We start from the raw sequence: 12,829 nt of genomic DNA on the forward strand, positions 1-12,829 counted from the left end.
AGGTATAAATATGAAACGGATAATCATCTCGATTTTTTCGGTCGGTTTTATTCTATTATTTGGCATGTTATTTGGTATTCAACTTGTCAGCGATGAACTGGGAATGTTTCAGCCTGTTCCGATGGAGATGAGTATATCGCAAACGGACAATCAGGAAAAGGATGATATACCATACAGTGAATTAGTGGATAAAGCAAATAAAGCCGGAAATGTCGGCCGCTTTAATTTTTTTTCTGACTTAGGAGAAAGCATTGCAAATGGTCTGAATCATGTAAGCAGAGCTTGTCTATCAAGGATGATTTCCTTTATCCATTATTTAAATGGTGGTACGCTTGGCTAAATGAATTTAGCCATTTTACTGCTAATGATCTTAAAAAAATAGTTATTTCGAAGAACGTAGGATCATGTGTACAAGCATTGCTGAGTAACGACAACGTGCCTCTAATTTATTGTTAGTTGATAGATAGGTGGGTGGAAGGTATAATACAGAGTAGTGTTTTGTACGATTTTGTAGGAGTGATCATGTGATGAATAATGAACAGCGGTTGGCGCGACAATCTAAGATACGGAACTTTTCAATCATCGCGCATATTGATCATGGGAAGTCGACACTTGCTGATCGAATTTTAGAAAAAACAGGTGCATTGACTGAACGTGAAATGAAGGATCAAACACTTGATGCAATGGATTTAGAACGGGAACGTGGAATTACGATTAAGTTAAATGCCGTTCAGTTAACGTATAAAGCCAAAGACGGGGAAGAGTATATTTTCCATCTTATTGATACGCCTGGACACGTCGATTTTACATATGAAGTGTCACGCAGTTTGGCAGCTTGTGAAGGAGCTTTGTTAATCGTTGATGCTGCTCAAGGGATTGAAGCACAAACATTGGCGAATGTTTACTTGGCACTAGATAATGATTTAGAAATTTTGCCGGTTATTAACAAGATTGACTTACCAAGTGCTGAGCCTGAACGAGTTAAGAAAGAGGTTGAGGATGTTATTGGCCTAGACGCTTCAGATGCTGTGTTAGCTTCTGCGAAAAATGGAATTGGAATCGAAGATATTTTAGAGCAAGTCGTTGAGCTTGTTCCTCCCCCTGAAGGAGATCCACAAGCACCTTTGCAGGCGTTAATATTCGATTCATTGTATGATTCCTATCGAGGTGTTATTGCTTACATCCGGGTTGTCGAGGGGACAGTTAAACCAGGGCAAAAAATTAAAATGATGGCTACTGGAAAAGAATTTGAAGTACAGGAAATCGGTGTATTTACGCCAAAGGCTGAGAAACGTGACGAATTAACAGTTGGAGATGTTGGTTTTTTAACGGCATCGATCAAAAATGTTAGTGATACACGTGTTGGTGATACAATTACCGATGCAGTGAAACCAGCTGACGAACCTTTACCTGGATATCGTAGAATGAACCGATGGTTTATTGCGGGCTGTACCCAGTTGATACGAACGATTATAACGATTTGCGCGAGGCTTTGGAACGTCTTGAGCTAAATGATGCATCGTTGCAATATGAACCGGAAACGTCGCAAGCACTAGGATTTGGCTTCCGTTGTGGCTTTTTAGGGCTACTTCATATGGAGATTATTCAAGAGCGAATTGAACGTGAATTTGGTATAACGTTAATTACGACTGCACCGAGTGTTGTGTACAAAGTGTTAACAACAAACGGTGAGGAGGTAACGATTGATAACCCATCGAATATGCCTGATGCACAAAAAATTGATCAAGTTGAAGAACCTTATGTAAAAGCAAAAATTATGGTACCTAATGAATATGTTGGTGCTATTATGGAGCTTTGTCAAGGCAAACGTGGTATTTTTATCGATATGCAATATCTAGATGATATTCGTGTTCAAATCGTCTATGAAATCCCATTATCAGAAATTGTTTATGATTTCTTTGATCAATTAAAATCAAGTACAAAAGGGTATGCGTCATTCGATTATGAACTTATTGGCTACAAAGCGTCCAAACTCGTGAAAATGGATATATTATTAAATGGTGAAAAGGTTGACGCTTTATCCGTTATTGTTCATCGTGACTTTGCCTTTGAACGTGGAAAAGTAATAGTTGAGAAACTAAAAGAATTAATACCGCGTCAACAATTTGAAGTTCCAGTCCAAGCAAGTATTGGTACAAAAATCATTGCCCGTTCAACGATTAAAGCGATGCGAAAAAACGTCTTAGCTAAATGTTATGGTGGCGATATTTCGCGTAAACGTAAACTTCTTGAAAAGCAAAAAGAAGGTAAAAAACGAATGAAAGCAGTTGGAAATGTTGAAGTACCTCAAGAAGCCTTTATGGCTGTCTTGCGTATGGATGATTAAGAGAATGTCTTTATGGCAATTTGGGATGTCTAAAAAGGAAACTCCTATTTGGACATCCTATTCATCATGATAGAAAGGGGGGATAGAAAATGGTAAAAGCAGTCTATATTCATATCCCTTTTTGCGAGCATATATGTTATTATTGTGATTTTAATAAAATGTATTTAAAAAACCAGCCAGTAGATCAATATATTGAATCGCTACTATTAGAAATGAAGTACTCAGATTCTTCTAATAACCAATTTGAAACCATTTTTATCGGTGGAGGAACACCAACCGCGTTATCAGCTCAGCAGCTAAAACGTTTGTTAGACGGAATGCATCGGGAGCTTTTGCTTGATCATGTAAAGGAATGGACAATTGAAGTAAATCCAGACAGTATTGATGATGAAAAACTAGCCGTACTAAAAGAGTATGGTGTTAATCGTCTTAGTATTGGTGTACAATCGTTTGATTCCGAGCTGCTGAAAGAGATAGGTAGAACGCATACGAGCTCAAGTGTTTATGATGCTGTTGAGCGTGCCAGAACGTATGGTTTCACGAATATCTCTCTTGATTTAATGTTCGGATTACCAAAACAAACGCCTGCTCATTTTCGGCAATCGTTAAAAGAGGCAATCGAGCTTGAAGTAGAACATATTTCAGCCTACTCCTTAAAAGTTGAAGAAAAGACGATCTTTTTTAACCGGCAGCGTCTAGGTAAGCTTACACTTCCGCCAGAAGAAGCGGAAGTGAGTATGTATAATGACCTTCGTGCATTAACTGAGAAGGCAGGATTGTCGCAATATGAGATTAGCAACTTTGCTAAAAATGGGTTTGAAAGCAAGCATAATTTAGTGTATTGGAATAATGAAGAATATGCCGGATATGGGGCTGGTGCACATGGATACTTAAATGGTGTTAGGTATCAAAATCATGGTCCACTCCCGAAGTATTTACGAGCTATTGATCAAAATGCTTTACCTATTTTGTTAGAACACAACGTTACCAAAGTTGAGCAAATTGAAGAACAGATGTTTTTAGGGTTAAGAAAACGTGAGGGTATTAGTATAGCGGAATTCCAAGAAAAATTTGGTATAGCTTTGCATGATTGCTTTTCCGAACAACTTCATACACTACAGGAGCAAGGTTTGTTAATAGAAGTTGGGGATAATGTTCAATTAACAGAAGCTGGGTTATTGTTAGGTAATGAAGTATTTGAACAATTTATTGCGGTTTTAGAAGAAGAATTAATTTATTAAGTACTGATCATTGACAAATGTGTGCCCATTTGGTACTTTATCATTAGATTTAGCACTCGAATAAAGGGAGTGCTAACAGAGGGTGGTGAGGGGATGTTAACAGAGAGACAATTGCTTATTCTACATGCAATCGTTGATGATTATATCCGTTCGGCTGAACCTGTTGGATCAAGAAGTATTTCAAAACGTGAAGATATTACGTTTAGTCCAGCAACGATTCGTAATGATATGGCAGACTTAGAGGAATTGGGCTTTTTAGAAAAGCCGCACAGCTCTGCGGGTCGTATCCCTTCTCAAAAAGGTTATCGTTTCTATGTGGATCATTTGTTGTTACCCCATCACTTAACAACTGCTGAACGAATGAATATTCGTTCAAGCTTTGACGAACGAATTCGAGAGCTTGAAGAAGTGATACAACATTCTGCACGTGTTCTATCTAGTATGACTAGCTATATTTCAGTCGTCTTAGGACCGGAAATGTTTGAAGCTACGCTTACAAGCATCCAAATCATTCCGATAAGTAAACGTTCGGCTACGGTTATTGTAGTCACAAATTCAGGGCATGTAGAAAGTCAAACTATTGCAGTACCAGAAGGAATTGAAGCATCTGACTTAGAACGTACCGTGAATATATTAAATGAACGATTGAAAGGTGTACCGTTATTTAAGCTAAGGAAGAAACTTCACTCTGAGGTTGCTGATGTATTACGTATGCATGTACGTGATTATAAGCACGTCATGAGCATTCTGCTAACTTCTTTCGAAATGGAAAAGCATGAGAAATTGTTTTACAGTGGTAAAACGAACTTGTTATCTCAACCAGAATTTAAAGATGTTGAAAAAATTCGATTGCTACTGAACATGCTTGAGGAAGATGATACGATGCTACAAATTTTAAAGACACCACATAAAGGTGTACAAGTAAAAATTGGTGAAGAAAACCAGCTTGAGGCTTTCGATCATTGTAGTTTAATTACGGCTACTTACACTATTGGTGGCAAACAAATGGGGACAATTGGGATATTAGGCCCGACTAGAATGGAATATCGTCGTGTTATTGGTGTAGTAGATACGTTAGCTAAAGACTTATCAAAAATTTTAACGAATTTGTATCGCTAATTGGAGAAATGGTAGCATAGAAGAAATGTCAAAAGGCATGCTTTATAACGTCTTTTGACACCTCACTATGTCTACTTTTCTACATACATATTGAACCGTATTTTATTTAGGAGGTGAACGAGATGGCTGAGAAAGAGACACAAACAGTTGAACAAGAGGAAACTGTTGATCAGGATCAAGTAAGTGAGCAAGAAGAGAATCAGCAAGAGGAAAGCAATGAAGAAGTAGAGACTGAAGTTGTAGTGTCCAAGGAAGAACAATATGAGTCACAAATAGCTGAATTGAATAATCGTCTTTTACGCACTCAAGCAGATTATGATAATTTCAGACGCCGTTCTCGTGAAGAGAAAGAGGCTGCGGCTAAATATAAATCACAATCAGTTATTGAAACGATATTACCTGTTTTGGATAACTTCGAGCGAGCTTTATTAGTAGAGCCTGAATCAGAGGAAGCTAAAACTATCTTACAGGGAATGGAAATGATCTATCGCCAATTACAAGATACATTAAGCAATGAAGGGGTTTCTGCTATAGAAACTGAAGGTCAATCATTTGACCCACTTTTACATCAAGCTGTGATGCAGGTTGAAGAAGATGGGTTTGAATCTGGACAAATTGTGGAAGAATTGCAAAAAGGCTATAAATTAAAGGATCGTGTTCTAAGACCAGCTATGGTTAAAGTGAATGCATAATTAATATTAGGAAGATTAATTTAGTTAATGAATGGAGGAACTAGGGCAATGAGTAAAATTATTGGTATCGATTTAGGTACAACAAACTCTTGTGTGGCAGTAATGGAAGGTGGGGAGGCTACAGTTATTCCTAACCCAGAAGGAAATCGTACAACTCCATCAGTTGTGGCATTTAAAGATGGTGAACGTCAAGTTGGGGAGGTAGCGAAGCGACAAGCGATTACAAACCCTAACACGATTATTTCAATTAAACGTCATATGGGTACAGATTATAAAGAGAATATTGAAGGAAAAGAATATTCTCCACAAGAAATTTCAGCTATTATTTTACAAAAATTAAAAGCTGATGCTGAGGCTTACTTAGGTGAAAAGGTAACAAAAGCGGTTATAACTGTACCTGCATATTTCAACGACTCTCAACGTCAAGCAACTAAGGATGCTGGTAAGATTGCAGGCTTAGAGGTTGACCGAATTGTCAATGAGCCTACTGCTGCTGCTCTTGCTTATGGATTTGACAAGGAAGATGATCAAACGATCCTTGTTTATGACCTTGGTGGTGGTACTTTTGACGTGTCAATTCTTGAACTAGGAGACGGTTTCTTCGAAGTTAAAGCTACTTCTGGTGATAACAAGCTTGGTGGAGATGATTTTGACCAAGTTATAATTGACTACCTTGTTGAACAATTTAAAAAAGATAATGGAATAGATCTATCTCAAGATAAAATGGCAATGCAACGTTTGAAGGATTCTGCGGAAAAAGCTAAGAAAGATTTATCTGGAGTTACTCAAACACAAATCTCATTACCGTTTATTACAGCTGACGCTACAGGACCTAAACACTTAGAATTAACGTTAACCCGTGCTAAGTTTGAAGAATTATCTGCAGATTTAGTAGAGCGCACACTTGAGCCAACTCGTCGTGCATTAGCAGATGCTGGTCTTTCAGCTAATGAGATTGATAAAGTTGTATTAGTCGGTGGTTCTACACGTATTCCAGCTGTACAAGAAGAAATTAAAAAACTAACTGGAAAAGAGCCTCATAAAGGTGTTAACCTGATGAAGTCGTAGCACTTGGTGCGGCAATTCAAGCAGGTGTATTAACTGGTGATGTAAAGGATGTTGTTTTACTTGACGTAACTCCACTTTCATTAGGTATTGAAACTATGGGTGGTGTATTTACAAAGTTAATCGAGCGTAATACGACGATCCCGACTTCGAAATCACAAGTGTTCTCAACTGCAGCAGATAATCAACCTTCAGTTGATATTCATGTTCTTCAAGGGGAGCGTGAAATGGCTGCAAATAATAAAACACTTGGACGTTTCCAATTAACAGATATTCCACCAGCACCACGCGGAGTACCGCAAATTGAAGTATCATTTGATATTGATGCAAATGGTATCGTAAATGTAAAAGCGAAAGATCTTGGTACAAATAAAGAGCAATCTATTACGATTACTTCTTCATCAGGTTTATCTGATGAGGAGATTGAACAAATGGTTAAGGATGCCGAAGCAAATGCTGAGAAGATAAGAAGCGTCGTGAAGAAGTAGAATTACGTAACGAAGCTGATCAGCTTGTTTTCCAAACAGAAAAGACGATCAAAGATTTAGGCGATAATATTGATCAAGGTGAGAAAGAGAAAGCTGAAGCTGCTAAAGATAAATTAAAATCAGCAATTGAAGCGAATAACATTGATGATATTCGTACAGCAAAGGATGAACTTCAAGAAGTATTAACGGCTCTAACGACGAAAATGTATGAGCAAGCAGCTGCCCAAGCACAGCAAGCTCAGGGAGCTGAAGGTCAAGCTGAACAAGCTGATGATAATGTAGTTGACGCAGACTATGAAGAAGTGAATGAAGACGAAAAGAAATAATAACCCTTTAGATACAAAGGGGCTGTCTTCTATCGATTAAAACTACTTCTAACGGGTCGGTGATGGCACACTCCACCTTAAGCTTGTTCTGAATGTGCTATTTAATCAAGCCGACGGTTTTACACATTACTTCGAGGGTGTCTCAAAAGGTCAAAACCGCCCTTTTGAGACACCCTTTTTTCTTAGTTACATGAGTGAGAGTTTAAAAAGGTATACACTCTTATATACGGCTATACAACACAGTTTAATGAGTTAAGTTATTTGCATTTTTTTTATTGCGGAATACGTTTGTGAAATGGTAAGATGAACGTTATGTAAAAGAATCGGGAGTGGATGACATGAGTAAACGAGATTACTATGAAGTCCTCGGTGTTGATAACAATGCATCAGTTGATGAAGTGAAAAAAGCGTACCGAAAGCTTGCACGCAAATATCATCCTGATGTTAATAAAGAACCTGATGCTGAGGAGAAATTTAAAGAGGTAAAGGATGCATATGATACGTTAAGTGATCCACAGAAAAAGGCTCATTATGATCAGTTTGGTCACACTGATCCAAACCAAGGTTTTGGCGGCGGCGGAGACTTTGGTGGAGGTTTTGGTGATATATTTGATATGTTCTTTGGTGGTGGAGGTGGGCGTCGAAACCCGAATGCACCTCGACAAGGTGCCGATTTACAGTATACGATGACATTAGAGTTCAAAGAAGCGGTATTTGGAAAAGAGACTGAAATTGAAATTCCAAGAGAAGAAACGTGTCAAACATGCTCAGGGTCAGGGGCAAAATCTGGTACAAAGCCTGAGACGTGTTCTCATTGTGGAGGCTCTGGTCAGTTAAATGTCGAGCAAAATACACCGTTTGGCCGTGTAGTAAATCGTCGTGTTTGTCACTATTGTAGCGGTACAGGAAAACAGATTAAACATAAGTGCTCTACTTGTGGCGGAACAGGAAAAGTGAAAAAACGTAAGAAAATTAGTGTGAAAGTACCTGCTGGTATTGATCATGGTCAGCAATTGCGCGTATCAGGTCAAGGGGAAGCGGGAACAAACGGTGGACCACCGGGAGATTTATTTGTCGTCTTTAACGTAAAATCACATGAATTTTTTGAACGAGATGGTGATGATATTTATTGTGAAATGCCGTTAACTTTCGCTCAAGTAGCTCTTGGTGATGAAATTGAAGTACCTACATTGACTGGAAAAGTAAAATTAAAGATTCCAGCAGGAACACAAACAGGAACAAATTTCCGTTTGCGTAATAAAGGTGTACCTAATGTTCACGGACGTGGTCAAGGTGATCAGCATGTAAAAATTCGTGTTGTGACTCCGAAAAACTTGACAGAAAAGGAAAAAGACTTATTACGTGAGTTTTCCCAAATGACAGGTGGGCAACCTGATGAGCAAAATGATAGTTTCTTTGCAAAGGTGAAGCGTGCATTTAAAGGTGAATAACTACATGTTAGTAGATTAGGGAGCTTTAATGAAGGAGTGAGTTTGGTGTTAAAATGGTCTGAGTTTAGCATTCATACGAGTGAAGAAGCGGTAGAGCCCATCTGTCATATTTTACATGAATCTGGGGCGAGTGGTGTTGTCATTGAAGACCCACGTGATTTAGTGAAAGATTGGGGCGATCGCTTTGGTGAAATCTATCAGCTATCTCCTGATGATTATCCTGAGGATGGGGTAATGATTAAAGCTTATTTCCCTGTGAATAGCTTTTTAATTGATACAATTGATGGTATTAAGGAGTCCATTAATGGACTCCTTAAGCATGATATTGATCTTGGGCGTAACAAAGTTCATCTCATTGAAGTTGATGAATCAGAGTGGGCAACAGCATGGAAAAAATACTATAAACCGATTCGAATATCAAATTCAATTACGATTAAACCAACTTGGGAAGAGTATGAACCGAGTGATGGGGAGCTAATTATAGAATTAGATCCAGGAATGGCATTTGGTACAGGAACTCACCCAACGACGGTCCTTTGTATTCAAGCCTTAGAAAAGTATATTAAGGGTTATGAAAATGTGATTGATGTTGGTACTGGATCTGGAGTATTAAGCATCGCTGCGGCAAAACTTGGTGCAGAAAAAGTGTTAGCGTTAGATTTAGATTATGTTGCAGTTCGAAGTGCCAAAGAAAATGTAACCGGAAATGATGTAGCTGATATTGTTCAAGTAGAGCAAAATGATCTATTAAAGGAAGTTTCAGGACAGTATGATTTAGTTGTAGCTAACATTTTAGCCGAAGTCATTATGACTTTCGTTCAAGATGCGGCAGCGGTTCTTAAAGAGAATGGGACATTTATCACTTCTGGAATCATAAATCGAAAAAAAGATGAAGTAAAGCAAGCATTAGAGCACGGTGGCTTTAAAATAGAGGAAGTTGTTGAAATGGAAGATTGGGTTGCGATCGTAGCGTTGAAACGATAACGAAACGAGGGAACATTATGCAGCGATATTTTGTATTACGAGAACAAATGACAGAAACTGACGTCAGAATTAACGGGGAAGACGTTAAACATATCGTAAAGGTTATGAGAATGTCAGTAGGGGATAACATCATATGCAGTAATAATTCATCACGAACCGTTCGTTGCCGTATTACAACGATTGCAGAAGATGAGGTAACGGCAAGTATTACAGAGGAGTTATATCCAGAAACAGAACTCCCGATTAAAATTACAATTGCTCAAGCTTTACCGAAGGGAGATAAGCTTGATTTAATTGTTCAAAAAGGGACCGAGCTCGGTGCTTATGCCATTCAACCATTTTTAGCATCACGTTCAATCGTCAAATGGGATCAAAAAAAAGCAAAGAAAAAGCGAGAAAGACTAGAGAAAATTGCCAAGGAAGCTGCAGAGCAATCGTATCGCGAGAATATTCCAATTATTGCTGATGTCATTTCGGTGGCAGAGCTCTTAAAAACAGTTGGAAACTATGATAAAATCATGATTGCCTATGAGGAAGAAGCAAAAAAAACAAGCATTCAGCCTTTAGTACGACACTAAAGTCATTATTAAATGGACAACGGTTACTGATTATCATCGGACCAGAAGGTGGATTTACAGAAGACGAGGTGCAGAAATTACAAGAGCTAGGTGCTGTAACATGTAGTTTCGGTCCTAGAATATTAAGAACAGAAACGGCAGCTCTATATGCTCTATCTGCAATTTCGTATCATTTTGAATTAATGGGGTGAAGTTCATGGCAACGGTTGCCTTTCATACACTAGGTTGTAAAGTAAATTATTATGAAACAGAAGCTATTTGGCAACTTTTTAAGGAAGCTGGGTATGAGAAAGTCGAATTTGAAGCAACATCAGATGTATATGTTATAAATACATGTACGGTAACAAACACAGGGGATAAGAAAAGTCGCCAAGTGATTAGACGAGCGATTCGGAAAAATCCGGATGCCGTTGTTTGTGTAACGGGCTGTTATGCTCAAACATCTCCAGCAGAAATTATGGCGATTCCAGGTGTTGATATTGTTGTCGGGACACAAGATCGTGTGAAAATGCTTGACTACATTGAAGAGTTCAAGCAGAAACGTGAACCAATTAATGGTGTTGGTAATATTATGAAGTCACGTGTATATGAGGAGTTGGATGTACCATCATTTACAGACCGCACGCGAGCTTCTTTAAAGATTCAAGAAGGGTGCAACAATTTCTGTACATTTTGTATTATCCCATGGCACGTGGTTTAATGCGTTCACGTGACCCAATGGATGTTATTAGGCAGGCAACTCAGCTTGTTGATGCCGGATATAAAGAAATCGTTTTAACTGGAATTCATACGGGTGGATATGGTGAAGATCTAAAGGATTATAGTTTAGCACGTTTGCTTGCGGATTTAGAAGAAGTAAAAGGGTTAAAGAGAATACGAATTTCATCCATTGAGGCTAGCCAGCTGACTGATGAAGTAATTGCAGCAATAGATCGGTCAGAAAAGGTTGTTCGTCATTTGCACATTCCACTACAATCGGGTTCGGATACGGTTTTGAAACGGATGCGTCGAAAATATACGATGTCTTTCTTTGCTGAACGGCTTGAGCGTTTAAAGGAAATAATGCCGGGAGTAGCCATCACATCAGATGTAATTGTTGGCTTCCCAGGTGAAACAGAAGCTGAGTTTGAAGAAACGTATCAATTTATCGCCGAACATAAATTCAGTGAGCTGCATGTTTTCCCGTATTCTAAGAGAACAGGAACACCAGCAGCACGGATGGAAGAACAAATTGACGAAGAAGTGAAAAATGAACGTGTTCACCGCTTAATTGAACTATCAAATCAATTAGCGAAGGAATATGCATCTCAATTTGAGGGTGCAGTACTTGAAATGATTCCTGAAGAGCGTGACAAGGATAACGAAGAAAGCAGCATGTACGTTGGTTATACTGATAACTACTTGAAAGTAAAAGTACCTGGAACTGATAATTTAATCGGAAAGCTTGTTAAAGTGAAACTAACAAAACCTGGTTATCCTTATAATGAGGGTGAGTTTGTTCGTGTTTTAGACGAAGAGTCAGTAGGATTACTTTCTTCATAAACAGTTAAGCACTTAGTAATGCCAATGCATTGCTAAGTGTTTATTAATGTAATAGTAAAAGTCATGATTGACAAACAAAGAAGTAAACGCTTACTATTAAAGTATGTAACAACGTTGTTAAATAAAGAATACATAAATAGCAATCATTAAGGAGGAGTTAGCATTGACGGTAGGAGCACTTGCTCATTTATTCGGAACGCATTCTTACAAAGAGATGGCTAGAACATTAGGGGATTATGAGGTTAATCATGTTCAATTGGCTATATGGAAAGCGTTTAATGATTATGACTTTACAAATCCAGGAATATTAAACCCTGGTTTAGTGAGGAATATTAAAAAAGAATTTGATCGAAACGGTGTTGATATATCGATTATTGCTTGCTATTTACATTTATTCGACGAGGATGAATTAAATCATCAAGTCTTTTTACAACGGTATAAAGAACTAATTCGCTATGCATCACAATTTGGTGCCCCGATGATCGCTACGGAGGTAGGTCGTCCTCGTCCGAACGGGGTGTTTGAAAAGGATTGGGATAAATTATATCATTCATTACTTGAGTTAATAGAAGAGGCGAAAGCGTGGGGTGTTATTGTAGGGTTAGAGGCTGCACATGGCCATTTAATCGGCTCCGCATCAACGTTAAAACAAATGCTTGATGAATTAAACAGCTCTCAAGTAGGTGTCGTTCTTGACCCTGGAAATTTATTAACTCAAGAAAATTATCTAGAACAAGATGAAGTTATAGAAGAAGCGTTTCAGCTATTAGGTGACCGAATTGTTGCTTGTCATGCCAAAGATCGATTTATAGATGATTCGGGTGTTCTGAAAGAAACAAGTCCTGGGTTAGGATTGTTAAATTATGATCTATTTTTAAAACGATTACATCAATATAAACCAGAATGCCCCATTATTATTGAGCATACAAAGCCAAGTGATATGAAACGAGTAATACAGTATATCGAACAAAAAAGATCAAAATATGTATGATTGAA

General features: G+C 38.2%; 7 protein-coding genes and 4 pseudogenes. All 11 read left to right on the top strand.

Annotated features, from left to right (window positions below):
- The first annotated feature begins 10 nt into the window (after nt 1-10).
- A complete protein-coding gene (locus tag JCM19034_RS12025; RefSeq protein WP_062050023.1) occupies nt 11-340 on the top strand; it encodes a hypothetical protein in 330 nt (109 codons plus the stop codon).
- Nucleotides 341-527: 187 nt separating this feature from the next.
- Nucleotides 528-2,347, top strand: a pseudogene (gene lepA, locus JCM19034_RS12030) (translation elongation factor 4).
- An 89-nt stretch (nt 2,348-2,436) separates the two neighbouring features.
- Nucleotides 2,437-3,588 (top strand): radical SAM family heme chaperone HemW, encoded by a 1,152-nt coding sequence (hemW, locus tag JCM19034_RS12035; protein ID WP_062050025.1) that lies wholly within the window; start codon nt 2,437-2,439, stop codon nt 3,586-3,588.
- Between the two features lie 93 nt (nt 3,589-3,681).
- Nucleotides 3,682-4,707, top strand: a complete 1,026-nt coding sequence (gene hrcA / locus JCM19034_RS12040) for a heat-inducible transcriptional repressor HrcA (protein ID WP_062050027.1) — start codon at nt 3,682-3,684, stop codon at nt 4,705-4,707.
- A gap of 122 nt (nt 4,708-4,829) precedes the next feature.
- Nucleotides 4,830-5,399 (top strand): nucleotide exchange factor GrpE, encoded by a 570-nt coding sequence (gene grpE / locus JCM19034_RS12045; protein WP_062050030.1) that lies wholly within the window; start codon nt 4,830-4,832, stop codon nt 5,397-5,399.
- Nucleotides 5,400-5,447: 48 nt separating this feature from the next.
- Nucleotides 5,448-7,278: pseudogene (dnaK, locus tag JCM19034_RS12050) on the top strand (molecular chaperone DnaK).
- A gap of 338 nt (nt 7,279-7,616) precedes the next feature.
- Nucleotides 7,617-8,729, top strand: a complete 1,113-nt coding sequence (dnaJ, locus tag JCM19034_RS12055; RefSeq protein WP_062050032.1) for a molecular chaperone DnaJ — start codon at nt 7,617-7,619, stop codon at nt 8,727-8,729.
- Between the two features lie 45 nt (nt 8,730-8,774).
- Nucleotides 8,775-9,713 (top strand): 50S ribosomal protein L11 methyltransferase, encoded by a 939-nt coding sequence (prmA, locus tag JCM19034_RS12060; RefSeq protein WP_231686932.1) that lies wholly within the window; start codon nt 8,775-8,777, stop codon nt 9,711-9,713.
- A 17-nt stretch (nt 9,714-9,730) separates the two neighbouring features.
- Nucleotides 9,731-10,482: pseudogene (locus JCM19034_RS12065) on the top strand (16S rRNA (uracil(1498)-N(3))-methyltransferase).
- Nucleotides 10,483-10,487: 5 nt separating this feature from the next.
- Nucleotides 10,488-11,833, top strand: a pseudogene (gene mtaB / locus JCM19034_RS12070) (tRNA (N(6)-L-threonylcarbamoyladenosine(37)-C(2))-methylthiotransferase MtaB).
- A gap of 163 nt (nt 11,834-11,996) precedes the next feature.
- Nucleotides 11,997-12,824, top strand: coding sequence for a sugar phosphate isomerase/epimerase (locus tag JCM19034_RS12075; RefSeq protein ID WP_062050036.1), 828 nt, complete (start codon nt 11,997-11,999; stop codon nt 12,822-12,824).
- Nucleotides 12,825-12,829 lie beyond the last annotated feature (5 nt).

The sequence above is a fragment of the Bacillus sp. JCM 19034 genome, assembly GCF_001310635.1.
Lineage (GTDB): Bacteria > Bacillota > Bacilli > Bacillales > Bacillaceae_D > Halalkalibacter.

What these genes read in the sequence shown, in the direction of transcription:
- dnaJ (WP_062050032.1), top strand. Translation starts at nt 7,617, where the DNA reads ATGAGTAAACGAGATTACTATGAAGTCCTCGGTGTTGATAACAATGCA.
- hemW (WP_062050025.1), top strand. Translation starts at nt 2,437, where the DNA reads ATGGTAAAAGCAGTCTATATTCATATCCCTTTTTGCGAGCATATATGT.
- hrcA (WP_062050027.1), top strand. Translation starts at nt 3,682, where the DNA reads ATGTTAACAGAGAGACAATTGCTTATTCTACATGCAATCGTTGATGAT.
- grpE (WP_062050030.1), top strand. Translation starts at nt 4,830, where the DNA reads ATGGCTGAGAAAGAGACACAAACAGTTGAACAAGAGGAAACTGTTGAT.
- JCM19034_RS12025 (WP_062050023.1), top strand. Translation starts at nt 11, where the DNA reads ATGAAACGGATAATCATCTCGATTTTTTCGGTCGGTTTTATTCTATTA.